This is a genomic window from Halomonas sp. MMH1-48 (genome assembly GCF_022348105.1).
In the GTDB taxonomy this organism is placed as follows: Bacteria; Pseudomonadota; Gammaproteobacteria; order Pseudomonadales; family Halomonadaceae; genus Vreelandella; species Vreelandella piezotolerans.
On sequence record NZ_JAKRFL010000007.1, the window covers coordinates 14,174 to 40,000 of the forward strand.

The following is a 25,827-nucleotide window of genomic DNA, read 5'->3' on the forward strand; positions in this document are numbered from 1 at the left end:
GGCTCCTTGCCGCGCATGCGACGTTAAATCATATAAAAACTTTCAGCCAGCGAGCCAATGATGAGCTGCCAGCCATCGACTAGTACGAAGAGCATGAGCTTGAAAGGCAGTGAGATGGTCACAGGAGGCACCATCATCATCCCTAGTGCCATCAAGGTGCTCGCCACCACTAAATCAATGATCAAGAATGGAATGAAGATGGTGAAGCCGATTTGAAAGGCTGTCTTGAGTTCGCTGGTGACAAAAGCGGGAAGCAGCACCCGCATGGGGAGCTCCTCGGGGCCTTGCAGCGGACCGACATCGGCCAGACGAACGAAGAGAGCGAGGTCGGGTTCCCGCGTCTGTGCCAACATGAACTCACGAAAGGGGAGTTGAGCACGCAGTAAGAACTCTTCGAAATTGATTACTTCGTCCGTCAAAGGCACCCAGGCGGTATCGTAGACCTGACTCAAGACGGGCGACATAATGAAAAACGTCAGAAACAGCGCAATGCCCAGTAGTACCTGATTGGGCGGCGTTGCCTGCGTTCCCATGGCGGTGCGCAGCAAGCTCAATACGATGATGATGCGTGTGAAGCTGGTCATCATCAACAGCATCGCAGGTAAAAAGGCCAGCGAGCTTAAAAATAGCAGCGTTTGTAGCGAGAGCGACCACTGCTGGCCGCCATCTTCCATTGGCTGTGATACAAGGCCGGGTAGCTGCTGAGCGGCGGCGGGTAAGGCTATCAGGCTGCCAACCAGAAACAGCGCCAACAGCCACCAGCGACGTAGAAAGGGCCAAGCAACGGGCGAAACGTGAGTCATGATGAGTGCTGAGAGTCTGAAGAGGGTGAGGCGCTTTTACCACGATTCTTGGCCAGCGCATTGGCTAGGCGCTGCGAGAAACGAGAGGGCGGCGATTCAGGCGTCGGGGGGCGGTTTAGTGGAGCGGGCCGCTCATGCAGTTTGCTGATACGGCCACTACTGACCCCCAACACTAGCCACGTATCTTCCACTTCGACGACCACCACGCGCTCACGATTGCCAACGGCAGTGGTTCCGACGATCCGAAGCCGCGCCCCCTGGTCGAACCGGTGTTGTTGCCAGCGCTTGAGCAGCGACGTACAGACCAAAATGATCGCTATGACGAGTGCGAGCGCCGCGGCCGTTTTACCCAACGCGGCCATGCCCACCAGGGCGTCACCGCCGCTTAGCGCATCGACCGAGGGCTGAGCGCTGGAAGTCGCCACGCTCATCGGTTGAGTTTATGAATCCGTTCGGACGGCGTGATAATTTCCGTAATACGGATACCGTACTTATCTTCGATGACGACCACTTCGCCCTGGGCAATCAAATAGCCGTTGATCAGGATATCCATAGGCTCCCCAGCAAGGCCCTCTAGCTCGATAACGGAGCCTTGCGCCAGCTCCAGGAGCTGTTTGATCGTGAGCTTCGTGCGGCCGAGTTCTACGGTCAGCTTGACCGGAATGTCCATGATCATCTCTAGATCACGGGAGGGGGCATTTCCTTGCTCACCGCTCAGTGGGCGAAACACCTCTTCGGTTGCAGACTTGGCTTGAGGCGCCTCTGGGGCGGGCTCATCCTCTGCATGAGACTGCTCGGCTGCTTCCTGCTCAGCCATGGCAGCTGCCCAGGGGTCCTCGTCTTCGCTGGCGGCATCCGCGTCAGACGACGGCTCTTCTTGCTCAGACATGGCTTCCGCCCAATCGTCATCAGAGACTTTTTGATCGGGTTTATTAGGATCAGTCATGCTTTGGATTCCTTGGCTTTCTGTCGCGTTGAACCTTTAATAAAGTCCTTGGACGATACGTTATTCATAGCAGCATGGTCGATCATGCGCAGTACCCGTAACGCGCGTTGCTGGCGCTGGCTACCGTACTCGCACTCCATGACGGGAACCCCATCGACACGTGCGGTAATCGTGTTAGGGATATCCACCGGCAAGACATCCCCTTTTTTCAGTCCCATGACCTGCGCAATACGGCTGGGAATTTGTGCAAACTCGGCCACCAGCTCTACTTCCGATTGGCGGAGTTCGCTTGCCATACGACGTGACCAGGAGCCGTCACTGTCATGATTACTATCGTTGATCGGGTTCACCAACAGGTCACGCAGCGGCTCGATCATGGCGTAGGGCATACAGATTTGAAAACTGCTCGAGAGGTTGCCAACTTCGATGTTGAATTTGGTATTCACCACGATCTCGTTGGGAGAGTTAGTGATGTTGGCAAACTTCGACTGCACTTCTGAGCGTAAAAAGTGGACATCGATGGGGTATACCACTTTCCAGGCTTCTTGATACGCATCGATCGCCAGATTCAATAATCGCTGAATGATGCGCTGCTCGGTGTTGGTGAACTCACGCCCATCCGACTTGGTGACGAAACGTCCGTCGCCCCCAAATAGGTTGTCCACCACCATGAAAACCAAATTCGGTGGGAAAACCACCAGTCCAGAGCCTCGCAGCGGTTTCATCGATACGATATTGAGGTTGGTGGGTACCGGTACGTTGCGTGAAAAGTTGCTGAAGCTCTGATAGCTAACAGACTCTACCGTGATGTCTGAGCTGCGCCGAATCAGGTTGAACAAGCCGTTGCGGAAATAACGCGCAAAACGCTCGTTGATAAAATCGAGCGCGTGAAGACGTTCACGAATGACCCGGTGCTGTGTCGACGGGTCATAAGGACGTATACGCGACTCATCCTGCGTTTGAGAAGACGCTACCGAGGGCTCGTCATCTCCGCTGACGCCTTTGAGTAAGGCATCGATCTCTTCCTGGGACAGTAGATCGTCCTGCGACATGAACGGCTCCGTTCCCTAGGTTATTGCACAATGAATTCGGTAAACAGCACTTCCCGAAGGTCTAGCGGGGGCTGGTTTTCCGTCAGTGGAACGCTCAAGCGGTTAATGATTTCTTGGGCGAGCGTCTCTTTGCCTTCTGTCGAGGTCAGCTGGTTGGCTTGCTTGCCTGAGAGCAGAATGAGCAGACGGCTGCGAACTTGCGGCATGTGCTCTTCGATGAGTGCTTTACCTTGTTCGTTACCCACACGCAGGGTAATACCCGCGTAAAGTAGGCGCGATCCAAAGCGGTCATCCGCAAGATTGACGGTAAAGGGTTCGATCTGCGTAAACACCGGAGGCGTGTGTGCGACCGTTTGCTGTTGGGTTTCTCCATCGGTGCTGCCGTCACGCTGGTCGAGCACGAGGTAGATCGCCGCCGCTGCACCTGCTGACGAGAGCAAGACAAGAATGATCATTACCCAAAGCAGTTTTTTTGATCCGCCGCTTGATTCTGCCATTGTTGTTCCCATGATGTTCACGCATGACGCTAGCCAAGCATTATGCCTAACGCGGGTGATGGTGAAGAAACGAACAGGCTTCCTTGGGGAGCCTATCTTTTGGTTTAGTTAATTAACCCGATCATGACGACATAGGTCATGCCAAACGCCGAGGCGACTTAAGCATAGAGATCGACGCGTCCATCCAGGGTTACCGGCGTGCTGTCCAACGTGGCTGTTGGCCCATTACTTTCGACGTCGTTGCCGTCAATCAGCCCGCCGCCGCCATTACCCTGCTGGGCAAAGGCTTGTTCATTGGAAGCGTTTTGCTCACCCACTGACGTTTCACCCAGTGAAATGCCTTGTTCGGCCAGCGCGTCGCGTAGTTGCGGAATCGCCTGCTCCAATACCTGACGAACCTGCGCATGAGCCGATAAGAAGTGCGCCTGGGCACCGTGTTCGGTCATTTTCAATGAAATGGAGAGCGGGCCAAGTTCGGCGGGGTGCAGTTTCATCTGAATGTGTTGCTCCCCCCCTCGCTGAGCAAATTGAACGAGTTGCTGACCGAGCTGGGATGGCCACGCCGGATGCGATACGGGAGTACCGATCGAGGAGGGGAGCGAGGTGCCCGATGGAACGGCAGCAGGGGCAGGAGTGCCATGAACATTAGGCACGTTGAGTGCTAGTTCGCTGGCGCTACCCAGCCGCGCAGCTGTGTCATTAGCGCCATTGCTGACCGCCAAGGCACTCGTCATTGCCTCACTACTGACGCGAAGTTGAGATGCATTCATTTGCGCAGCCGATTCCGTCAGCGTGCTGTATGTGGCAGGCTGACTGCTCGAGGATGCATGAGCCGTAGAGTTGGCGGCGAGCAGTGAGACGATGTGCTGGTTGCGGGACTCAAGTGTAGAGTCACCGGCCGAGCCTGTGCCGGCAGCGAGTTGCTGATAAGCAGCGACTAACGCGGCAGCATCTTGTTGGCTTATCGCTAACTGTTCGGCAATATCAGCAATCGACACGGTCTCAGCCGTGACGTCGCGGGATTGAGTCGTTGCATCACTGAAGGCTGCGACCAGCGCAAGACGACTGGAAATTTCGTCAAGCGCTGATGGTGAGGTCTCTCCGGTGCTGCTGAGCATGCCGGGCAGAGCGGCTAGCTGGTCGGCGCTGGGTTGCTCTGCGTTGTGTAGCTGCGCGAGCAGCGTCGCGAGCTCTTCTTGGTCGAGCTCAATGCCTAGTGACTCCAATAGCGAGGCGAACTCCTTCAGAGCAGCCGATGCCTGTGAGGCGGATGTCGCACCGGTAGCGAGTTCTTGCGGCAGGCGTGGCTGTCCTTCATTCGCCTGAAGCATGGCTTGGCGGAAAAGACCGTTGCTGGAGAGGCTTTGAGCCCCGGTTGTCTGTGAAGCCGACATGCCATTGCCTTGGCTAGGACTCGCAGAAAGTAACAGTTGAATATTCATGAATAGGCTTCCTGACGCGACGCTAAAGGGGTTTGTCAGACTGCTGGCGAGCCAGACGATTAGTGACCATGTCGTCGCTCGCTTTCTGCTCGTGACGCGCTTGTCGGCGGTGCTCTTCTAATAACCGGCGCGAGGCCAGTGTATCGTAAGAGGAGAGTTTGCGCTGCTCCTGTTGCCAGTGCTGTTGGCTTTGTTGCACACGCTTTTGCTGCGCCGCTAGCGCCTGTCGGGCACGGCTAAGAGCAGCGTCCAGTGACGCCAAGAACTGTTGATAATTGTACATGGTAGCGGGATCGATGCCGTCACGCATGGCTTGCTGTAAACGCTCGGCGTACTCCGCCCGATAGCGATTGAGCGACTGAAGCTGCGCTTCGGTTTGCTGCTGAGTTTGGCGCTCTTGCGCCAGCAGTTTGCCGGCTTGGTCGCGTGCATCGCGGGCAAGGTCTGTCAGCATATCGAGCTGTTGATGACTCATTTAGCCTCCCACTACCGTGTGCAGGGCTTGGCGGGACTCCTCAAGCGGCGCACACTCCTCGATATTTTGTTGAAGAAATCGCTCTAGGTCAGGAAAGCGATTGACGGCTTCATCTAGCCGAGGGTCATGCCCAGGGCTGTAGGCTCCCACGCTGATCAAATCGCGGTTGCGTTGATAGCGTGAAAAGAGTTGTTTGAACGTTCGCGCTTTCTGCTGCTGTTCTTGCGTCACGATGGCAGTCATCGCACGACTGATAGACGCTTCTATGTCGATGGCAGGGTAGTGGCCTGCTTCGGCCAGTGTGCGTGATAACACGATATGGCCATCCAAGATCGCCCTGGCCGAGTCGGCGATAGGGTCCTGCTGGTCATCTCCCTCGGTGAGTACGGTATAGAACGCCGTAATCGAGCCGCCGCCTCGCTCCGCATTTCCCGCCCGCTCGACCAAGCCAGGCAATTTGGCGAACACCGATGGCGGATACCCTTTCGTGGCGGGCGGTTCGCCGATGGCGAGCGCAATTTCCCGCTGAGCCATGGCATAGCGCGTTAGCGAGTCCATGATCAGCAGCACGTTGCGTCCAGCGTCGCGGAACCCTTCGGCAATGCGCGTGGCGTAAGCGGCCCCCTGCAATCGTTGGAGGGGCGACGTGTCGGCAGGGGCGGCGACGACCACGGCGCGTCGACGGCCCTCTGGACCCAAAATATTGTCGATGAAATCCTGCACTTCGCGGCCGCGCTCGCCGATCAAGCCAACCACGATCACATCGGCTTGGGTATAGCGTGCCATCATACCCAGCAGTACCGATTTACCGACGCCAGAGCCAGCGAATAGCCCCATGCGTTGGCCTCGGCCTACGCTAAGCAGTGCGTTGATGGCGCGGATGCCGACATCGATCTGTGACTCTATGGGCGCTCGAGACAGTGGGTTGAGCGGTCGAGACTGCAGGGTCGTGCGGGGTGCCTCTTCGACGCTTTCACGGTCGTCGAGCGGATTACCGTTACCATCGAGCACGCGCCCCAGCAGTTCGTCGCCGACTGGGAAGCGACGAGCACTATGCCCGTTGCCATCGACCAAGGGCGTCACCCGTGCGCCTGGCATCAAGCCAGAAATTTCTTCCAGCGGCATCAGGTAAAGCTTATCGCCCGAGAAGCCAACGACTTCGGCTTCGGCATGCTTATCACTGTCGTTCAGGCGGCCATCGGCACCCGGAAGTTCGATTTGGCAGGCGCTGCCAACCGCCACACGTAACCCGACTACTTCGATCACCATGCCCGTTGCGCGCACCACGCGACCGCTGGTGCGGTAATACGGTAGCCTTCCCACGCGCTGAGTCGTGCGTTGGAGAGCTTTTTGCCATCGGTGCTGATGCGGGCAACGTAAATGGTTCATGGCATTACGCTCCCGATGATGGCGCGCTGTGGCGCTTACGGAGCTGAGCTTGGACGCTCTGCCAACGGCTTTCGAACGTGGCATCCAATTCGCCCTGGGCGCTGGTCAAGCGACAGCCACCACGTGCCAGCTGGTCATCCGGCTGCAGCGTCCAACTGGCCGCTTCTAGCTCGTTGCCTAAGTGCTCAGCGACGAGTTCATGGTCAGCGGGGTTGAGCCATAGCCGTTGGCTGCCAACGAGCGGAGGCTCGGTGTGCAGCAGCTCTCGCACGATGGCGAGAATATGGTCGGGATGGTCTGCCAATGCCTCGCCTGCCAACTGCTTGCCGGTGGTCAAAGCAAGCTCTACCAGGTCGTGAGCAATGGTGTCGTCAAGGTGCTCAAGAGCATCGGAGAACTGTTTAGCTAACGCCGCCAGAGGTGTCACGCTCTGGCGGATTTGTTCGTTGAGCTCTTGCGCGGCATGCTCGCGGCCTTCGTTAAGGCCTTGGGCATACCCCTCTTCATGTCCGCGCGCCAGCCCTGCCTGGTACCCCTCTTCTTCGGCGGCTTTGCGCAGTCGTTCGTAAATGTCTTTGCGCTCTTGCTCTTCACGTACCCGCGCTTCCTCTGCTGCGCGCCGTGCCGCCTCGACTTTTCGCTGGTGTTCGTTAGGCACTTTGCCATGGCTGTCGAATTGTGAGCGGCGGGACGAGGTCAGCTCGTCCATTTGCCAACGTCGCCAATCTCCGTGACGGTCAAACTCGGGAGCATGCGTATTAGACATACTCGTCGTCTCCACCTGCTAGGACGATTTCACCTGAATCAGCCAGGCGGCGAACGATTTGTAGAATCGCTTTCTGCTCGGTTTCTACCTGGGAAACGCGAATGGGGCCACGGGCTTCCATGTCTTCGCGAACCAAGTCGGCAGCACGCTGGGACATGTTGCGCAGGAATTTGTCCACCAGCGCGTCTTGGGCTCCCTTGAGTGCCACCACCAAGGAGTTCGTCTCGACTTCTTGTAGCACCATCTGAATGGCACGGTTGTCCAGGTCCAGCAAGTTCTCGAACAGGAACATCTCGTCGATGATTTTCTGGGCAAGATCTTCGCTGTGCGAACGAACGGTCTCGATGGCCACTTCTTCCTGAGACGAATTCATCAGGTTGAGGATCTCGGCCGCCGTTCTTACGCCGCCCATTTTGCTACGCTTGAGGTTCTGGCCATCGAGCATACTGCTGAGCACCTCGGTGAGCTCCTGCAGAGCGGCAGGCTGAACGCCGCTGAACGTGGCAATCCGCAGGACGACATCGTTACGCAACTTCTCTTCGAACAGCTCGAGAATATCGGCCGCCTGATGACGATCCAGGTGTACCAGGATGGTCGCAATGATCTGCGGGTGCTCGTCGCGGATAAGCTCCGATACCATGGATGCTTCCATCAGGTTCAGGGCATCGATACCCGAGTTTTCGCCCGTAGATTCGAGAATGTCCTCGATGAGGCTGGTGGCTCGCTCACTGCCCAGCGCCTTGGTCAGCACCGACCGAATGTGTTCGCTTGAGTTGAGGTTCAGGGCCACGAACTCTTCGGTCTCGCGATGGAAGGCTTCTAGCACGGCTTTCATGTCTTCATGGGAGACTTGGTGAAGCCGCGCCATTTCGGTACTGATCTCTTGCACTTCGCTGGCGCTGAGGAATTTGAACACCTCTGCGGCGCTGTCTTCATCCAGCGCCAGCAGGAGAATGGCGCTTTTACGAGCGCCGCTCATTTCGGCAATGCTAGTCATTGGCGTTCATCCAACTGCGAATGATCATCGCGACCATACGGGGGTCTTCCTGAGCCATCTCTCGCAGATCGTTAAGGTTGTGTTCGTAGAGCGACGTTTTGCGACGGCGCTTGGGCTTGCTGCTGTAGGTGTCTTCCTCGTCGCCATCACTCTCACTCTCCTGCTCGTCCTCTTCATCTCCTATGCGCGTACTCAGCGTTCCTCCAGGCATGGCAGCCGCCATCACCGGAGGTTGCGTGTAGCGCTTGATCAGCGGGCGCAAAATCAGCCAATAGAGTAGCAAGGCGGCAATAGCGACAAGAAGGTAGCGGCCCAGCGTCGTCGCCATGGCGATGTTGTCGGGGTGCTGCCACCACACCGTTTCGATGCGAGTCTCGTCATCGGCGGCAAAGGGCGTATTCACGACTTCGACTTGGTCGCCTCGTAGCTCAGAGAATCCCATGGCCTGCTGAACAAGGCGTTCGATCTGGGCGATCTCCTCGGCGCTGAGAGCCACCTGTTCTACCTCGCCCTCTTCATTGGTCACGCGTCGGAAATTGACAACGACTGCTGCAGAGAGCCTTTGAACTTGGCCCAGGCGATGCTGAACGTGCTCGATGCTGCGGTCGACTTCGTAATTCACCACGTCTTCTTGACGCAGGTTGCGCAGCGCACCGGGCTCGGCGTCGTCGTTCCCATCGCCCTCTTCTGCATCTGGCTGATTGATGGGGGAGGGAGCGACACCTGGCGGAGTATTGCTGAGCGCGCCAGGAATGCCGGTCGCTAGAGGGTCTTCGCCATCGTACGACAGGCTCAGCTGGCGACTGCGTACGGCGGACTCGTTAGGTGCTTGGTTGGGGCTATAGCGTTCGGAGGTTTGCTCACGACGCGAAAAATCGATTTGAGCCGCTACCTGGGCGCGTACATTGTCGCTGCCCATGATAGGTGACAGGATGTTTTCGATCCGCTGCTGGTAAGAGCGTTCGACTTCCGTGATATAGGCCAGCTGAGTGCCGTCTAGATCGTTGCCTTGGGCGCTGTTGGCTGTCAGTAGACGCCCGTTTTGATCGACGACGGTGACGTCCTCAATGGCGAGTTCGGGCACGCTGCTGGACACCATGTGGACGATGGCGCTCACCTGACCCTCACCCAGTACCCGCCCAGGTAACAGAGTGAGCACGACGGATGCCTTGGCAGGCTCCCGGTCGCGGATGAAGACTGACGGCTTCGCCATGGAAAGATGCACTCGGACGCGTTCGACGGGCCCCAGCGACTCGATGGACCGGGCAAGCTCACCTTCCAGTCCACGTTGGAAGTTGACCTGCTCAGCAAACTGGCTAATACCGAACGCCTGCGTTTCCATGAGCTCTAGACCCAGGTTACCCCCTTGCGGTAGACCCTGTTCGGCCAGTTGAAGGCGCAGGGTGTGCACTTGGTCGCTGGGTACCAGCAGGGCTTGGCCACCCTGGCTGAACTGATAGGGAACGCCACGGGTATCTAGCTCTGTAATGATTCGGCCGCCGTCAGCTTCGCTGAGGTTGCTATAAAGCACCCGGTAGTCGGGACTGCTGGCCCACATGAAGAGGGCGGCCACAATTGCGATAGACGCAGCAGCGGCCACCAAAACGACCACAAGCGGATTGCCGCGCAACTGCTTCATAGTGCGCTCAAAAACCGATGGGCTGTTGGTGTCGTTCTCTGCAGCTCCGCTACGCGGAGGGCTTTGTGTCGTGCTGTTTTGACGGCCTGCCGTCGCACCCGTTTCGCTCATGCGTCCCTCCAGATGGGAAGGCAAAACGGGGGTCGACCAAGGCGCATCACCAAAGAAGGCATAGGCTATATCCGTCAATCGCGGTTATCCGCTGAAAGAATGAAGCGGAATTGTGATGGACGCCATTATCCTGGGGGGCGTCAACCATAAATGAACGAAAAGCTTGGCTTTTCACACGCATTTGTACGTATGAGGCTTTTCGTACCGATGGTAGGCTTGCGGCATTAAATGGCCACCCGCAAATTGAGGCAAGTGTATGAGTTCACCTTCCATACAGTCTGCGCTGCAGCAGATGCAAGGGCTCGCCGCCCAGGCGGCTCAGCCGATCAAGGGCGAGCAGCTAACGACGTCGGTTGGGCAGTCGGGCTTTGGTAGTGAGCTGCAGGCTTCTATTCAGCGTATCAATCGTTTACAGCAGTCGGCCAACGCGAAAGCGATGGCGTTTCAGGCCGGTGAGCCGAACGTCGAACTGAACGATGTCATGGTCGATATGCAGAAAGCGAGCGTGGCCTTTCAAATGGGTATGCAAGTACGCAATCGTTTAGTGACCGCATACCGCGACGTTATGAATATGCAGGTGTAAGGCGTTTAGCTTAAGCCGAGAGGGTGGTCGGCTGACACGATGCCGACGCTCTTGGCCGTGCGCTGCTACCGTTACGCTTGTGAAGAGATAAGCTTGCCTTGCAGTTCCTCCAGGCGTTCGGCCATTTGTAATATCTCTTCTGCGGGGATTTGGCGTATCACATCGCCCGTTTCTCGATCGATCACTCGGGTGATGATGCGCGATGAATCCTCACTGATGTCGAATTCAAGCCCACGAGGGCGCATGACATCGTTGATGCGCTGGATAGGTTCCACCAGCTCTTCTCTGGTCGCGGGTTGAGTGTCTGAGGGTGCTGGCTGGAGGGGGGTAGGCGTGATCGCAATGAGGCTGGAATCATTGCGTGAGCGCTCCTGCGGCAGTGCGGCGACGAGTGATGAGGCGATTGAATCAACGATGAATGGGCCCATATACAACGTTCCTCCCTAAGCGAAGCCAGTCATGGCTAGGTAGCGTAACCGAGTAAAGGCGTGAGGCCGTTTACCGTTCGGTGATGAGCCTCTTCACAAGTCTATCGGCATGTTTGCCATCAACTTTATAGTTTTTACTATAGACGAAAAGAAAGTGTTATTAGCCCTATGGCGGGCATACGGCTCAATGAAAGCTTCTGTTATGCTTTGTTACTTTGTGATGGGTGTTAATACATAACGCGTTGGGGAAAGTGAGGCACGCATGGAAGTCCAGCAAGATGAGTACGAGAGCGTCACTAGCGCGTCGGCCATAAGCTCTCTATTAAACACCATGATCGAGAGTGGCGGCGTGTCTCTTTGCTTGGCAGCCCCTGATGCGAGTCCGGAGCCTATTGTGTTGATGGAGCAGCATGAGGGCGACACGCTCGTCATGGATCTCTCCTCCGTCGACTACTTGCTGGGCCGCTTGCAGCAAGGAGAGCAGTTTTTCTTGCGTGGTCAATCCCAGGGTAAAGTAGTGAGAACGCCGCTTCTCTCGTTGACCGAAACCCGCCGTTCTGGCGGTCGTTTTTTATGTTGCAGTGATTATCCTGCGTCAGTCGACGTTTTGCAGCGTCGTGAGTCCTATCGTGCCGAACTGCGCATGGGTATGGTGGTGGCGGCGACCGTCTTTGGGGATGGGGATGAAAGTGTGCTGGGCGAGCTGCGCGACCTGTCGCAAGACGGATGCCAGCTTGAGTTGCCGTTGGCCGCTAGTGGCGTGCTGGCAGAGACCGATGCGCCGCTGAAGATTGCGTTGACTTTCCCTAATGGCACTTACTTCGAGGTTCACGCGGTTGCGCGGCACCAAAAAACCGACCCTGAGCGTCACTTATTGCGCGTTGGCTTCCGTTTTACAGGCTGCACGTCCGAACAAGAGCGCCAGATTTGGTACTTCGTCTGCGAGATCGAGCGCGAAGCGTCGCGTTATAAAAAAGAAGCCCAAGAAGAGCGTCAGCCGTCGCCCCTTTTCGAGCAGCCTAGTCGTCGTGCGCCGGATACCGAGCACGTGGGAAGACGAGATATTCGTCGCTACGCGACACCAATGGCGCGACGTTTGGTCAAAGTGGCGGCGTTTTTGGATGCCCAGTTGCTGCTGCTTCAGCAGGGGAGCGACATCGATTCACGCCAGCTTTCACGCAATGCCGACCGTTTGTTGATGCTGCACGAAGAGGATCGTGAAGGGCTATTGTTTGCTTCTCGCTGTCTTTCATTGGAGCCGCTGCTGGTGCGCCACGGTATCGCAGTGGCGGTGCATTTACTGGACTTGGTAGGCAATAACATGCCCCGGGAAGTGCGTAAGGCCATCGTGGCAAGTGGATTGGTTCACGACCTGGGTAAAGCGTTGATACCGCAGGTAGTGTTCAAGGCGCCTAGCTTTGAGGCGACCCATCGTCGCGCGCTCAGTGAGCACGTGTCGCTACTATTGGCGCGTCTACATACCTGCCAGTGGCTCTCTGCCACCGTGGCGCAAGCCGTCATTGGTGGTATCAATGAGCGGCTGGATGGTAGCGGTTATCCAGAAGGGTTGACCGGTGAGGACATCAACGAGTTGGCAAAAGCGAGTGCGGTCGTCGATGTGGTAGAAGCCATGCGGCGCGACCGTGCGGATCGCCCAGGGCGCACCGCTCAGCAGATCTACCGACACCTCCTTGCGCATCCGCATCAGTTCGATCCGCGCTGGATCAAGCGTTACATCGAGCATTTCAAAACGCTACCGGTGGGTTCTTTGGCGCTCTTTTCGAGCGAACAGTTGGCCTGGGTACTACGTCTCGATGACAGTGGTTCGCCGCTAGAAGTCGTGTTGACGCAGCAGCCAGAGCCACCCATGCGTGACAATTTGGGTACGGTCATTCGAGGCGACGTCTTGGAGCGACTGGGTAAACCCATCCGTGAAGTAGCCGTCTCGACATAGGTGTCCGCGCAGGGTGGCAAAATTAAAACGCCATTATGCTTAAAGTCCGCGACGCCCGCGCCGATATATTGAATAGCTGAGCAAGCATGCTCAACCACTCAGTTGAAACAGCCGTTCGCTGCGAAGTAACGGCTGTCGTTTTACCTCATACAGGAGTGCCCGCCAATGACTTACACTCGCGGTGGCGCCGCTAATGGACGTGGTGCAAGTGCGTATGCCCGTGTCGGCGTTGAAAGTGGTGTGATGTCTGCTGACCCGCATCAACTGATCGTGATGCTTTTTGACGGTGCTCAGGCAGCCATCCGTGCAGCACGTATTCATATGCAAGCTGGTAATCGGGCCGAAAAAGGGCGCTCGATTTCCAAGGCTCTCGACATTATCAATAACGGCCTGGCGGCGGCCCTTGATCAAGAGAAAGGTGGCGTTATTGCCGAGCGGCTTGCGTCACTGTACGACTATATCGCTCGCTTGCTGTTGGCGGCTAACTTACGCAACGACGAAGAAAGCCTCAATCAAGCCGAGCGTTTACTTGAAGATATCGCTTCCGCATGGCGTGAAATCGGTCAACAGCAGAGTGCATGAGGCAAGCATGGCAGCTTCCGAAACAGCCCATCGTCATTCGCAACAGGCACTCTTGGATGCTTATTCAAAGCTGCTGGTGCGCGTTCACCATATGCATGAGCTGGCGAACGCAGAGCAGTGGGCAGAACTGATCGAACAGCGCAGTAATTACGTGGTGCTGGTTGAAGAGCTGCGTGAATTAGATGTCACGGTCGTGCTCGATGCGCAGGGTAAGCAGCGCAAGTCTGAACTGCTAGAGCAAATTCTGGAGCATGACGTTGAGATTCGTCGCCGCTTGGTTGCCCGGCGTGATGAGCTTGGCAAGTTGATCGGTGTCACCCAGCGTCAGCGGGATTTGCACCGCGCTTATGCGCCCCAGCAGGGGGCCTACGACGCTTACGAGAGCGATCCCTCTCGCGATAAGGGGGCGTCGTGAGTGGCATTACGCCGCTTATCGACACCCTGTTGCATCAGGTGCTTGGCCGCCAAGCCGAGGTGTCCACACAGCGTGCTTTGAATGCGCCCGTTCAACCGGTATATGCCGGTGACGGACCAAGAGCGTTACAGGGTGATGCTGGGCTGGATGGCCGCCCACTCGCACCGCTATTGGGTGATCTAAAGCGCTTGCCAGGCTCGCCCGATGGGTTTCGACAAGCGCCACCGGGCGCGCTGCCCACGGGGGCTCCTAGCTCCACGCAAACGCATTTCAGTCCGGCGGCGCGCACTATCGCCGATGTGTTGCTGCGTTTTCCTGCTCCTCCCACCGTGCTACGTCCACAAGCGCCGCTAATGACAACGCAGGAGACGCCCTCGGCAACGGTATTGGCTAACCGATTAGAGGCGAGTATTCGAGACAGCGGTCTCTTTTACGAATCCCACCTTAAGCGCTGGTTTCAAGGGGAGGCTCCCCGTCAACAGCTGATGCGTGAACCACAAATGCAGCCTGGTCCTCGCCCTGCCGCCATCTTCGTGCCTAACGCTACATCGGCAGTGCTGAATACCACCTCCACGGCTCCTGCGTCGGCGCTATTGGCGAGCTCGGCGCCGTTAGCCATTTTGCCTAATACATCGCTGACCCCGGCAGCGGGCGGTCAGCTACTGCTAGAGCGTCCCGCCCTGTTGCCGCCCAGCCCCAGCGCTACGCCACCTCCCTTGACGGTCAGTCGAGAGCTGCCTCAGGTGCCCGTGGCCTTGCCAGTGAGCAGCGAATGGGACGTGTCGAGTCGAGGAGGGCCCAAGGAGATCGTTCACGAGAGCTTGCAAGGGCTCGTGCGTCAGCAATTGGAGATGATGGTAACGCCGACGCTGCGCTGGGAAGGTGATGTCTGGGCGGGGATTTTTATGGCGCTCGTGATCCATCTGCCCGGTCGCGACGGGCAAAAAGGCGCGGGGTGGGACGAGGGTGAGGCAGACGAGGGGTGGCGGTCGGAAATGCAGCTCGATGTCCCTAATCTCGGACGCTTTAGCATTGCGCTGTCACTTTATCAGGGAACTCTAACGATCGATTTGACGGCCGATAATGTGACGACTCAACAGCGCCTAGAAGAGGGCGTTGGCGCGTTGGAGCAGCGGTTAAGTGCCTTCGATTTCCGTAAAGTTCGTGTCATGGTGGGACATGTAACATTGGAGAGCGATGATGGCGATCGCGGATGATCGACGCCGCCAAGCCGTCGCGCTGGCCTATCAAGAGGGAGAGCGGGCTCCACGTGTCGTGGCAAAAGGATACGGGGAGCTTGCAGAGCGGATTATGGCGGAAGCGCAGCGCCAGGGTATCTACGTACACGATGCCCCAGAATTGGTAGCGCTATTAATGCAGTTAGACTTAGATGCAGAGATACCTGCCAGCTTGTATCAGGTCGTCGCTGAGCTGCTCGTCTGGGTCTTTGAGCTATCGGACAGTGGGCTGACTCAGCGTGAAAGGCTCAAGTAGCCAATGCAAGCGTTGTATGCAACCATGATACTGGGAACAAAAGTCATCAATGGCGCCAGTATAACGGTCACAATGGAGCGCCTGTGTCGTTCGATGGGACACTATGAGTCAAACAAGCTTTCTCGATGAAATTCAAGAGATCAACTTAGCGTATCTATTACTTGCGCAGCGGCTGTTGAGCGAAGATCGTGAGGCAGCGATGTTTCGCCTAAAAATCGATGGTGAGCTCGCCGACCTTTTGATATCGCTCAATGCGTGGCAATTGACCAAGCTGGCGCGGAGCAACCAGTTGGTCTGCCGGTTCAGCCACTCGAGTGGACAGCGGCTGCGCGACATTCTTGAAAACCCTAGGGATCAAGGGCTGTCGGGGCTGCATGCGTCACTGCTATCTGCCTGTGAGCCGATGAGATCACTGACGTCAGGAGAGTCGAAGTGAGCCAGAAAAGCTTGGTTGATGAAATGCACCAAGTACAGCTGGCCATTGAGCTGATCGAATTAGGTGCACGTTTGCAGGTGTTGGAGACGGAGACGGAGCTGAGCCGTACCCGCTTGATCAAACTTTACAAAGAAGTGCGCGGAATGTCGCCGCCTAAGGGGATGCTGCCATTCTCTGCGGATTGGTTCGTCACTTGGCTGCCCAACGTGCACTCCTCGTTCTTCTACAACATTTATGTCGGGCTGCTGAAAGGCGCGGGCTGTGAGCGCATCGACGCCTTCGTTAAGGCTTATCGACTGTACGAAGAGCAGATTTCTTTGGAAGGTGTGGAGCCTGTGCTTGGGCTGACACGTGCTTGGACACTGGTGCGCTTTTTCGAAAGCGACCTTTTGCAGCTAACCACCTGCACGCGTTGTGAAGGCCGCTTCGTGGCGCACGCCCATAGCCCCGTCCACGACTACGTGTGCGGTATTTGTCAGCCCCCATCCCGAGCTGGCAAGACCCGTAAGGCGTCGCGCTAAACGTATAAAATTGTCACGCCCCTGGCGGCATGGCAGAGAGGCAATAAACTGGCCCTTTAACGCTTAGATAGCGGTAAAAGGCGGTGGTACTTTTTCATTAAGCAGCGCATTCGTCTGAGTATGATGTTGCTAAGTAGTACTAGGGATGGAGCGGTGCCTGCGCGGTCGAGCTCGTGACGCTGTTCCGTTTGATAAAAAACCGATATCGCAAGGACTCTGCTTGTGCTGATTCTTTTAGGTTATGTGGTCGTACTGGTATGTGTGTTCGGCGGTTATGTACTGGCAGGTGGAAGCCTAGGGCCACTATATCAGCCGACGGAGCTGCTGATGATTGGCGGGGCGGGGGTGGGAGCCTTCATTGCTGCCAACAACGGCAAAGCCATCAAGGCGACGTTCAAGATCCTGCCGCGGCTAAAGCGTACCAAGAAGTATAACAAAGCGCTCTATATGGAGCTGATGGCACTACAGTACAAGATCCTCTCCAAGGTGCGCCGCGAGGGCATGCTCGGCATCGAGCGCGATATCGACAATCCCCAAGAGAGCCCGCTTTTTCAAGAGCACCCTTCGGTGCTGGCAGACCCCCATATCATGAACTTCCTGACCGATTATCTTCGCCTGATGGTCAGCGGCGGCATGGAGCCCATGGAGATCGATGAGCTGATGCTCCATGAAATCGAGGTCTTCGAACAAGAAGCGCACGTGCCCATTGACGCCATTTCCAAGGTGGGTGACGCCATGCCGGCTTTCGGGATCGTGGCGGCGGTCATGGGGGTCATCAAGGCGTTGACGTATGCAGACGCTTCCGCTGCGCAAATGGGGGAGATGATCGCGCTGGCGCTGGTCGGTACTTTTCTAGGGATTCTGCTGGGCTACGGCTTCATTAGCCCAATCGCCAGTTACGCTGACCGCCAGGCCAAAGAAGCGGAAAAAATGTTGCAGTGCATCCGCGTGACGCTGCTGGCGAGCCTGCACGGCTACGCCCCGCAGCTCGCCGTCGAATTTGGTCGTAAAGCTTTACATACCGCTGAACGACCCAGCTTTACCGAACTGGAAGAGTATGTGCGCGACGCCAAAAAGGGCGGTAATGCATGAGTAAAGGCGGCGATAAACGCCCGATCGTCATCCGGCGTAAGAAAGTGGTTCATGCCCACCATGGGGGGGCGTGGAAAATTGCGCTGGCGGACTTCATGACCGCGCTGATGGCGCTCTTCTTGGTAATGTGGATTTTGAGTGTCTCCAGTGAAGAGACTCGGCGTGGCGTCGCGGAGTACTTCAGTACCCCGCTCGTGACGGCCATTACCGGAGGAGACATGTCGGGCAGTACCAGCGTGATTCCCGGCGGCGGCCCTGATCCGACGCATAGTGACGGTGAGCGGGCACGCATCGACGTACTGCAGCAAACGCGGCCAAGCGCCCAGGAAAGGCGTTTTTTCGATGAGCTGCAGGAGCGCATCGAGCGTGCCATCGAGCGGGATCCGGAACTGCGTGAGCTGCGCAACCAGATGCGCTTCGATTTGACTCGGGAAGGGCTGCGTATTCAGCTGCTGGATACCGAACAGCGTCCGATGTTCGAGCTGGGCAGCGACCAGGTGGCGCCGTATATGCGCAGTCTACTGCGCACCATGGCGCCGCTGCTGAACGAACTGCCGAATGACTTGAGCATCAGTGGCCATACCGACAGCGTGCCCTATGCCGGTGGTTACCGGGGTTACAGCAACTGGGAGCTCTCCAATGATCGTGCCAATGCGTCGCGTCGCGAGTTAGTGGCCGGGGGGCTTGATCCAGATCAACTATTACGCGTATCGGGCTTTGCGGATCGCGTGCTGTTGTCTGACACTGCGCCCACGGATCCTGTCAATCGCCGTATCGAACTCGTGGTGCTGCTGCCGGAGATCGCCGAAGCCATTCGCAACCCAGGCATTCTGTCGGCAGATGACACGCTGCCGGAGGGCAATGTGCCTGAGGCACTGCTCCCCGACCAAGCGTTGCCCGGCGACACGGCGCTCGATGAGCCAGTGCCAGCAGAACAAGTGCCACCCAATATGCCGCAGGTCGACGATGCACAGTAATCTCGGCTTGTCACAAAAAAATATGACGTTCACGTGGAGCGGTGCATGGATATAGCGGATTTTTTTGACACCTTTTTTGAAGAAGCGGAAGAGCTGCTGGCCGATATGGAGCAGCACTTACTGGAACTGGATGTCGATGATCCGGATAGCGAGCAGCTAAACGCTATCTTCCGAGCCGCCCACTCGATCAAAGGTGGCGCAGGGACCTTCGGTTTTAGCGTGCTCCAGAAAACCACGCATATTTTCGAAAACCTGCTGGATCATGCTCGCAAAGGCGAATTGACCCTGCGTGCCGAGCACGTGGATACCTTTTTAGAGGCCAAAGACATCATGCACGAGCAGCTCGATGCCTACCGCAACGAGGAAGAGCCTAACCAAGAAGCGTACGAGCGTATCTGCCAGACGTTACAGCAAATTGCCCTCGAAGAGATTGGCAAGACGCTCGATGCGCCCGCTGCGGCTCCGGCTCCGGCCCCCAAGAAAGAGGCACCTCAAGAGGAGAAAGAGACGGCGGCTGGCAGTGAGCAGTTACTCAAAGTGGCGCTTCTCAACGTTGGCGACAAAGACCGTGGGCTACTCGTCGAAGAGCTAGAGCAGTTAGGCGACATTCAATCACAGTCGGGCGATGAAAAACGCTACGAAGTCACCCTGAGCGGTGGTGTCAGTGCCGATGATATCGAAGCCGTCATGTGCTTCATTATTGAGCCTGACCAAATTGAAATCACGGCGTTGGGCGCAGCAGCCCCCGCTGCGGCGCCCGACGCGAAAGCGAAAGACGTCACGCCTGCCGCAGAAGCACCGGCCGTTGAAGCGAAGCCGGCTGCACCTGCGCTGAAAGAGCCTGCCAAAGCAACCGCCAGTAAATCGGCGAAGGCAGCGCCCAAAAAAGCGGCCGCAGAGTCATCCTCGATTCGTGTGTCGGTGGATAAGGTCGATCAGATCATCAACTTGGTAGGCGAGCTGATCATTACACAGTCGATGCTCGATCAAACGGTCAGTGACCTTGGCGACCAGTCGGTGGGCAATAGTTCCCTGCAAAATGGCATGAGCTTGTTGCAGCGTAACGCCCGCGACCTTCAAGAAGCAGTCATGTCGATTCGTATGATCCCCATGGAGTTCGTGTTCAGCCGCTTCCCACGAGTCGTGCGTGACACCGCAGGCAAGCTCGGTAAAGAGATTGAGCTGGTGACGGAAGGCAAATCCACCGAGTTGGATAAGAGCTTGGTCGAGCGCATCACCGACCCGCTGACGCACTTGGTGCGTAACAGCTTGGATCACGGTATCGAGATGCCCGACGAGCGCGAGGCGTTGGGTAAACCGCGTACCGGCAAACTGGTGCTTTCCGCCCGTCATCAGGGTGGCAATATTCTGATCGAAGTTCGCGACGACGGGGCCGGAATGGACCGGGATCGACTGCTGGCCAAAGCTCGTGAAAACGGCCTCAACGTCTCGGACACCATGTCGGACGAGGACGTCTATCAACTGATCTTTGCGCCTGGTTTCTCCACGGCGAAAGAGGTGACCGATGTCTCCGGTCGTGGCGTGGGGATGGACGTGGTCAAGCGAAACATCCAAGGCATGGGTGGGCGCGTTGAAATTCAGTCCAAAAAAGGCGAAGGCACCAATACGCGGATCGTACTGCCACTAACGCTGGCCATTCTGGACGGTATGTCGATCAAAGTCGGCAACGAAACCTTTATTCTGCCCCTTTCTACCGTGCTGGAGTCGCTACAGCCTGCCAAGGGAGACATGTACGCCATGGCAGGGGACGATGTGGTGCTCAAAGTGCGCGATGAGTACCTCCCAGTCATTGCCATTCACGAAGTGCTGGATGTCGAAAACGCCATTACCGACCCGACCAAGAGTATTGCTGTCATCGTTCAGGGGGAAGGGCGTCGCTACGCCATGTTGGTGGATGAGCTCATCGGCCAGCAGCAGGTCGTGGTGAAGAACCTCGAAGACAATTATCGCAAAGTGCCCGGCGTATCGGCCGCTACCATCTTGGGAGATGGTAGCGTTGCGCTAATTCTCGATATCACTGGCTTACACCGTTTAAGCCGTGCCAAAAAAGAAGCAGGGAAAGTCGCTAACCAACCCCATCTCTCTTATTACAAGGAGGCTGAGCCGTCATGAGTCAAGCATCTAATGAGGCGGTGCTAGCCGCCGCCGAAGCGGAAAACCGTGAGTTTCTCGTATTCTCGCTGGGCGATGAAGAGTACGCCATCGATATTTTGAAGGTGCAGGAGATCCGCGGTTACGAAAACGTGACCCGTATCGCCAATGCGCCCGACTTTATTAAAGGGGTGACGAATCTGCGCGGCGTCATCGTGCCGATCGTGGACCTACGTATCAAGTTTCATCTGGATAACGTCGAGTACGGTGGCCAGACGGTCGTCATCGTCGTCAACGTCGCGGATCGTATCGTCGGCATCGTGGTCGACGGCGTATCCGACGTCATGACCCTGACGCCGGATCAAATCAAACCCGCGCCCGAATTTGGCGTTACGCTCTCCTCCGATTTCCTGAGCGGTCTCGGCAGCCTAGACGATCGGATGCTCGTCCTGGTCGATATCGACAAGCTGCTCACCAGCGAGGAAATGGCGCTGGTCGACAGCACCAGCCACCACTAAAGACCTACCGCAGGGCACAGGGAGTGTGCCCGCCTTAAGTCAATGAATACCCACTCTGGCGCCATGGATAGCGCTGGCCAGTATGGTTGTGTTTGGAGAAAAGCGTGTGACACAGCTAGTACGTCAACTGATGAGCAATATGACTGTTCGTCTAAGCTGGGGGCTCGTGTTGGCCACCTTCTCAGTATGGGTACTCATCGCCTGCGGTATTGGGCTTTATGCGTTGCATCATGGCGCGAACATCGTCCAAAGTGCCAGTGATCCACAAGCTCAGCAGTTGGCGTTCCAAACCTTTGCCTCCCAGGTTCGCTGGGTATTGATTGGTGTGGTCGTGATGACGTTACTCACGGTCGCGGTGGTGATATGGGGCGTGAGTGCCAACGTGCTGCGCCCCTTGGACCGGTTGGTAGGCTATTTCGAGCGTATGGCACAAGGCGATCTCAGCCAGCAGATCCGCTCTCCCGGTAACAACGAGATTGGCAAGCTCTATACCGCCATGGCCCATATGCAGGGCTCCCTCTCTGAGACCGTTGGCGTCGTCAGGCGCAGTGGGACGACCATCTTCGAGCGCTCCCAGCACATTGCCAGTGGGAACAACGACCTCTCTTCGCGCACCGAGCAGCAGGCTTCGTCCCTTGAAGAGACGGCATCGAGCATGGAGCAACTCGCGTCGACCGTTAGCCACAATGCCGACAATGCTCGGCAGGCAAGCCAGTTGGCAGGCGACGCGACGCTGACGGCACGGCGCAGCGGCGAAGAAGTGAGCCATATCGTCGACACCATGCAAGAGATCAGCGCCAGCTCCCATCAGGTCGCTGATATCATCACGTTGATCGATAACATCGCTTTTCAAACCAATATTTTGGCGCTGAACGCGTCGGTCGAGGCGGCCCGTGCCGGCGAGCACGGCAAAGGGTTTGCCGTCGTGGCTCAGGAGGTTCGTAGCCTGGCCAGCCGCAGTGCAAGCGCCGCCAAAGAGATTCGCACCTTGATTGATGCATCGCTGGGTAAAGTGGATGCGGGCACTCAGCGTGTCAATCAAGCAGGCCAGACCATGCAGGATTTGGTGGCCGCCGTCCAACGCGTCAGCGACATCATGGATGAGATTGCCTCTGCATCGGAAGAGCAGAGTAACGGTATCGGCCAAGTGAATCAGGCCGTTGCGCAAATGGACCAAGTCGTTCAGCAAAATGCGCAGTTGGTGCAGCAAGCCGCGCGGAGCGCCAACGAACTCGAGAGCGAGGCGGCGCGCCTGCGTGAGGCCGTCGAGCGTTTCCAAGTGGCGGGCGAGAGCCCAGCCCGGGCACCAACGCGAATGACCACCACGGCGACCATCGCCTCGGTGCCGACCCGCTCTGCCCAGCCGGTGGCGAAACCTCTTACCACCAGCCAAGACGAGTGGGAAGCCTTTTGACGCGACGGCATTTTCGCTAATCGCAAGGCTCCACACGCGCTACAACATCAATAACAAGGCAGCAAGATGCGTAATAACCAGCCAGTGACTCAACGGGAAGTTGAACTCAAACAAGACGATTTTTTGGTCTCGCGTACGGATTTGAAAGGGCGCATTACCTACGCCAACCCGGCGTTCATCGAGATCAGTGGCTATCGACACGACGAGCTAATTGGCGCGCCGCATAACCTGATTCGCCATCCGGACATGCCGCCACCCGCGTTTCATAATCTTTGGCAAACCGTCCAGGCGGGAGACACCTGGCGGGGGCTCGTGAAAAACCGCTGTAAAAACGGCGACCACTATTGGGTCGACGCTAGCGTGACCCCGATCGTAGAAAATGACCAAGTGATTGGTTACACCTCGGTACGCGTGCAAGCAACCCGAGACGCCATTGCGCAAGCCGAGCAGCGCTACGCGGAAATGCGCGAAGGGCGCAATAAACGTCTCTACCTCGATAAAGGTCGCTTACGTCAAAAAGGGGGTTGGCAGCGTCTCAAACGCATCCGGCTCGACACCATTCGCGCCAAGCTGATCGGCATGGTCGTCGTCGCAGGGGCGCTGCTCATGGCTAGCGGCGGCTTAGGCCTTTATGGTTTGAACGTAGCGGGTGAGCGGCTAGGCGAGCTAAACGACGACGGACTCAGGGACGTCATTCGTTTGCAGCAGATCGACCAAACCATTGCCCAGACGCGTCAGTCGATGATCGAACCCGAGCGGATGGAACTGATCAATCAACGTTTTGAGATGGGCGAGGCCGTTGCCGACAACGCGGCTGAAGTGGCCAGCGTGTGGGAGGCGTTCTATGGTCGAGAGGTGAACGCAACTCCTCTGGCCGAGTCGTTCGACGAACGGCTTCAGGCCTTCCTGACGAATGGGATGAATCAAGCGGCGAGCGTGCTTCAGGCTGAAGAGACCTATCAAGCCTTTACCGGCTTGGATGCCGTGATCAGTGTGATGAACGAGGATGGGCGGGCCTTGTCGGGCATGGTCAATGAGCTGATTGCACAGAAGCAGGCAGCCGCCGAAGCCATGGCGGCAGATGCCGAGCGTGGCCAAGCGACCATGTTGACGGCTCAGGCAGCGATGCTGGGTGTTGGGCTGTTGCTGCTGGTGCTCATCAGCGTCGTAACGCTGCGCTCGATTATTACGCCGCTAAAGCGTGCCTCGCGTTTCACGCTGCAAATTGCCGGTGGCAACCTAGCGGCTCGCGTACCGCCCAAGCGGCGTGATGAGATAGGTCAATTAATGGACTCGCTGAACACCATGCGCAAAAGCTTGAGCAGCATCATCCGCGATGTGAAAGATGGCATCGACGTGGTGACGCCTGCCGCCAAGAATATCGCCAGTGGCAACGAGGCGCTCTCATCGCGCACCGAACAGCAGGCCGCGTCGCTACAGCAAACCGCCTCGAGCATGGAGGAGATGACCACGACGGTGCGTCAAAACAGTGATAATGCTCAAGAAGCGCGTCGTCTGGCCGATAATAATGCAACAAGAGTGACACAAACCGGTGAATTGATGACGCAACTGGTCGCCAATATGCAGCGGATTACCCAAAGCTCCCAAAAAATGACCGAGATCATCAACGTCATCGACTCGATCGCATTTCAGACCAATATCTTGGCGCTGAATGCGTCGGTCGAGGCTGCTCGGGCAGGTGAGCATGGCCGTGGGTTCGCCGTGGTGGCCGAAGAGGTGCGCAAGTTGGCCGGGCGCAGTGCTGGCGCATCGCAAGAGATTCGTGCGTTGATCGATACCTCCAGTCAGCAGGTCAGTGCGGGAGCAGGGCTCGTCGAGAAAGCCGAGGCGGCGATTAGCGAAGTTGCCGAAGCGGCGCGTAGCGTGACCCATATCATGCACGATATCTCGTCCGCCTCGGAGGAGCAGAGCAGCGGTATTGCGGAGGTCAATCAGGCCGTCGCAGAAATGGATCAAGCCACACAGCAAAACGCCGTGCGCGTGCAAGAAACGGCACAAGCGGCCATGGCATTAGAGCAGCAGGCAAGTCTGCTGGCGCTATCGGTAGAAGCATTCCGGCTAACCAGTCAGGGACCATTGACGCCGCCAGCCGTTTCCACGGGCGCCACCGTTTTACCGAACGTCAAGGCATCACCTGCAACAGCGCAGATCAGCAGTGCCACAGCGCCGGTGCCGAGTCACAAGAAGCGGCAGATCGCCACTGTAGAGGAGTGGGAAGAGTTTTGACAGACCAACGCGAACGGGGTAGCGACGCAGGCCAATGGGCGTCCAGTGGACAGATCGAACGCGATCTGGTGCTGACCGATGCGGATTTTGCGCGTATTCGAGAGCTGATCTATCAGCGCGCAGGCATCGTTTTGGCCGAGCATAAGCGTGAAATGGTCTATAGCCGCTTGGCCAAGCGGCTGCGTCATCATGGCATGACGCGCTTTACCGACTACCTGTCGCGGCTGGAGCGTCAGCCCGACGCGAAAGAGTGGGAGGCGTTCACCAATGCACTGACGACCAATCTCACGGCATTTTTTCGTGAAGCCCACCACTTTCCACTGCTGGCCGAGCATATCAAGCACAAGCCTGATCCCGTCACCATCTGGTGTTCGGCGGCATCGACGGGAGAAGAGCCTTACTCCATCGCTATGACGCTGTTGGAAACGTTGGGGCCCAAAGCGTCGCAGGCCAAGGTCATCGCCACGGACATCGACACAGAAGCGCTGGCCAAAGCACGCAAGGGCATTTATCCCCAGGAGCAGGTGCGCAAACTCGATGAGTCGCGCGTCAAGCGGTTCTTTCAAAAGGGCACAGGCAACCATGTGGGGCTCGCCAGGGTGCGGCCGGAGGTCTCGGCGCTGGTCGAGTTCATGCCGCTCAACCTACTGGCGCCACAGTGGCCAGTAAAGGGGCCATTTGATGCGGTCTTTTGTCGTAATATTATGATTTATTTCGATAAAGATACGCAGGCTAAGATATTGAAGCGGTTCGCGCCGCTGATGAAGCCTGATGGCCTGCTCTTTGCCGGTCACTCCGAAAACTTCTCGTATATCAGCGATGCGTTTAAGTTGCGCGGGCAAACAGTCTACACCCTCGCGAAATAAGCGAATAAAAAATGCGCGTTGTGCTCGACCTTGGGATAGGGCTCGGACGAGCAACGCGGCAATGGCTATCG

Annotated in this window: 27 protein-coding genes; 15 read left to right on the forward strand and 12 right to left on the reverse strand. The window is 57.1% G+C overall.

Annotated elements, in window-relative coordinates:
• Positions 1-23 precede the first annotated feature (23 nt).
• The 11 genes from fliP to fliF all read right to left on the reverse strand — a co-directional run bounded on the left by fliP (position 24) and on the right by fliF (position 10,117).
• Positions 24-803: a flagellar type III secretion system pore protein FliP gene (fliP, locus tag MHM37_RS08335; protein ID WP_139527788.1), complete on the reverse strand. Its 780-nt coding sequence runs from the start codon at positions 801-803 to the stop codon at positions 24-26.
• The gene (gene fliO / locus MHM37_RS08340) at positions 800-1,234 is read right to left on the reverse strand and encodes a flagellar biosynthetic protein FliO (protein ID WP_239296409.1); all 435 of its coding nucleotides are present in this window, start codon (positions 1,232-1,234) and stop codon (positions 800-802) included. The genes fliP and fliO overlap by 4 nt, the downstream gene beginning before the upstream one ends.
• Positions 1,231-1,749 carry a flagellar motor switch protein FliN gene (fliN, locus tag MHM37_RS08345; RefSeq protein WP_239296408.1) on the reverse strand — a complete coding sequence of 173 codons (519 nt, stop codon included), beginning with the start codon at positions 1,747-1,749 and terminating at the stop codon, positions 1,231-1,233. Before fliN ends, fliO begins: the two co-directional genes overlap by 4 nt.
• Positions 1,746-2,801 carry a flagellar motor switch protein FliM gene (gene fliM / locus MHM37_RS08350; protein WP_139527791.1) on the reverse strand — a complete coding sequence of 352 codons (1,056 nt, stop codon included), beginning with the start codon at positions 2,799-2,801 and terminating at the stop codon, positions 1,746-1,748. The genes fliN and fliM overlap by 4 nt, the downstream gene beginning before the upstream one ends.
• Positions 2,802-2,821: 20 nt before the next feature.
• A complete protein-coding gene (fliL, locus tag MHM37_RS08355; RefSeq protein ID WP_239296407.1) occupies positions 2,822-3,298 on the reverse strand; it encodes a flagellar basal body-associated protein FliL in 477 nt (158 codons plus the stop codon).
• Positions 3,299-3,456: 158 nt separating this feature from the next.
• Entirely contained in the window at positions 3,457-4,740 is a 1,284-nt protein-coding gene (locus tag MHM37_RS08360) for a flagellar hook-length control protein FliK (protein WP_239296406.1), read from the reverse strand.
• 22 nt (positions 4,741-4,762) lie between these two features.
• Positions 4,763-5,215 carry a flagellar export protein FliJ gene (gene fliJ / locus MHM37_RS08365; RefSeq protein WP_139527794.1) on the reverse strand — a complete coding sequence of 151 codons (453 nt, stop codon included), beginning with the start codon at positions 5,213-5,215 and terminating at the stop codon, positions 4,763-4,765.
• Complete coding sequence (gene fliI, locus MHM37_RS08370; protein ID WP_139527795.1) at positions 5,216-6,604, reverse strand: flagellar protein export ATPase FliI; 1,389 nt, start codon at positions 6,602-6,604, stop codon at positions 5,216-5,218. It abuts the gene before it with no gap.
• Positions 6,605-6,608: 4 nt separating this feature from the next.
• On the reverse strand, positions 6,609-7,370 hold the full coding sequence (fliH, locus tag MHM37_RS08375) for a flagellar assembly protein FliH (RefSeq protein WP_239296404.1): 762 nt from the start codon (positions 7,368-7,370) through the stop codon (positions 6,609-6,611).
• Positions 7,363-8,367, reverse strand: a complete 1,005-nt coding sequence (gene fliG / locus MHM37_RS08380; protein ID WP_139527797.1) for a flagellar motor switch protein FliG — start codon at positions 8,365-8,367, stop codon at positions 7,363-7,365. Before fliG ends, fliH begins: the two co-directional genes overlap by 8 nt.
• Positions 8,360-10,117 (reverse strand): flagellar basal-body MS-ring/collar protein FliF, encoded by a 1,758-nt coding sequence (fliF, locus tag MHM37_RS08385; protein ID WP_239296402.1) that lies wholly within the window; start codon positions 10,115-10,117, stop codon positions 8,360-8,362. Before fliF ends, fliG begins: the two co-directional genes overlap by 8 nt.
• Before the next feature lie 256 nt (positions 10,118-10,373).
• Here fliF and fliE point away from each other — a divergent pair, with 256 nt between their 5' ends.
• Positions 10,374-10,700, forward strand: coding sequence for a flagellar hook-basal body complex protein FliE (fliE, locus tag MHM37_RS08390; RefSeq protein WP_139527799.1), 327 nt, complete (start codon positions 10,374-10,376; stop codon positions 10,698-10,700).
• A gap of 71 nt (positions 10,701-10,771) precedes the next feature.
• Here fliE and MHM37_RS08395 read toward each other — a convergent pair whose 3' ends face one another.
• A complete protein-coding gene (locus tag MHM37_RS08395; RefSeq protein WP_139527800.1) occupies positions 10,772-11,128 on the reverse strand; it encodes a flagellar protein FlaG in 357 nt (118 codons plus the stop codon).
• Between the two features lie 262 nt (positions 11,129-11,390).
• Between MHM37_RS08395 and MHM37_RS08400 the strand changes: the two genes are divergently transcribed.
• The 14 genes from MHM37_RS08400 to MHM37_RS08465 all read left to right on the forward strand — a co-directional run bounded on the left by MHM37_RS08400 (position 11,391) and on the right by MHM37_RS08465 (position 25,756).
• Positions 11,391-13,082, forward strand: coding sequence for an HD domain-containing phosphohydrolase (locus MHM37_RS08400; protein ID WP_239296401.1), 1,692 nt, complete (start codon positions 11,391-11,393; stop codon positions 13,080-13,082).
• Positions 13,083-13,247: 165 nt separating this feature from the next.
• Positions 13,248-13,664, forward strand: coding sequence for a flagellar export chaperone FliS (gene fliS, locus MHM37_RS08405; protein WP_139527802.1), 417 nt, complete (start codon positions 13,248-13,250; stop codon positions 13,662-13,664).
• Positions 13,665-13,671: 7 nt separating this feature from the next.
• Positions 13,672-14,079 (forward strand): flagellar protein FliT, encoded by a 408-nt coding sequence (gene fliT / locus MHM37_RS08410; protein WP_139527803.1) that lies wholly within the window; start codon positions 13,672-13,674, stop codon positions 14,077-14,079.
• The gene (locus MHM37_RS08415; RefSeq protein WP_239296400.1) at positions 14,076-15,296 is read left to right on the forward strand and encodes a flagellar hook-length control protein FliK; all 1,221 of its coding nucleotides are present in this window, start codon (positions 14,076-14,078) and stop codon (positions 15,294-15,296) included. Before fliT ends, MHM37_RS08415 begins: the two co-directional genes overlap by 4 nt.
• A complete protein-coding gene (locus MHM37_RS08420) occupies positions 15,280-15,573 on the forward strand; it encodes an EscU/YscU/HrcU family type III secretion system export apparatus switch protein (protein ID WP_139527805.1) in 294 nt (97 codons plus the stop codon). Before MHM37_RS08415 ends, MHM37_RS08420 begins: the two co-directional genes overlap by 17 nt.
• A gap of 103 nt (positions 15,574-15,676) precedes the next feature.
• The gene (flhD, locus tag MHM37_RS08425; protein ID WP_139527806.1) at positions 15,677-16,009 is read left to right on the forward strand and encodes a flagellar transcriptional regulator FlhD; all 333 of its coding nucleotides are present in this window, start codon (positions 15,677-15,679) and stop codon (positions 16,007-16,009) included.
• Positions 16,006-16,530, forward strand: a complete 525-nt coding sequence (flhC, locus tag MHM37_RS08430; RefSeq protein ID WP_153843269.1) for a flagellar transcriptional regulator FlhC — start codon at positions 16,006-16,008, stop codon at positions 16,528-16,530. The genes flhD and flhC overlap by 4 nt, the downstream gene beginning before the upstream one ends.
• 222 nt (positions 16,531-16,752) lie before the next feature.
• Complete coding sequence (motA, locus tag MHM37_RS08435; protein WP_153843268.1) at positions 16,753-17,622, forward strand: flagellar motor stator protein MotA; 870 nt, start codon at positions 16,753-16,755, stop codon at positions 17,620-17,622.
• Positions 17,619-18,599, forward strand: coding sequence for a flagellar motor protein MotB (motB, locus tag MHM37_RS08440; RefSeq protein WP_153843267.1), 981 nt, complete (start codon positions 17,619-17,621; stop codon positions 18,597-18,599). The genes motA and motB overlap by 4 nt, the downstream gene beginning before the upstream one ends.
• Positions 18,600-18,644: 45 nt before the next feature.
• Positions 18,645-20,732 (forward strand): chemotaxis protein CheA, encoded by a 2,088-nt coding sequence (cheA, locus tag MHM37_RS08445; protein ID WP_153843266.1) that lies wholly within the window; start codon positions 18,645-18,647, stop codon positions 20,730-20,732.
• Complete coding sequence (cheW, locus tag MHM37_RS08450) at positions 20,729-21,229, forward strand: chemotaxis protein CheW (RefSeq protein WP_139527811.1); 501 nt, start codon at positions 20,729-20,731, stop codon at positions 21,227-21,229. The genes cheA and cheW overlap by 4 nt, the downstream gene beginning before the upstream one ends.
• Positions 21,230-21,359: 130 nt before the next feature.
• Positions 21,360-22,643, forward strand: coding sequence for a methyl-accepting chemotaxis protein (locus tag MHM37_RS08455; RefSeq protein WP_239296415.1), 1,284 nt, complete (start codon positions 21,360-21,362; stop codon positions 22,641-22,643).
• A gap of 66 nt (positions 22,644-22,709) precedes the next feature.
• Positions 22,710-24,890, forward strand: coding sequence for a methyl-accepting chemotaxis protein (locus MHM37_RS08460; protein WP_239296399.1), 2,181 nt, complete (start codon positions 22,710-22,712; stop codon positions 24,888-24,890).
• Positions 24,887-25,756 carry a CheR family methyltransferase gene (locus MHM37_RS08465; protein WP_139527813.1) on the forward strand — a complete coding sequence of 290 codons (870 nt, stop codon included), beginning with the start codon at positions 24,887-24,889 and terminating at the stop codon, positions 25,754-25,756. The genes MHM37_RS08460 and MHM37_RS08465 overlap by 4 nt, the downstream gene beginning before the upstream one ends.
• Positions 25,757-25,827: the final 71 nt, after the last annotated feature.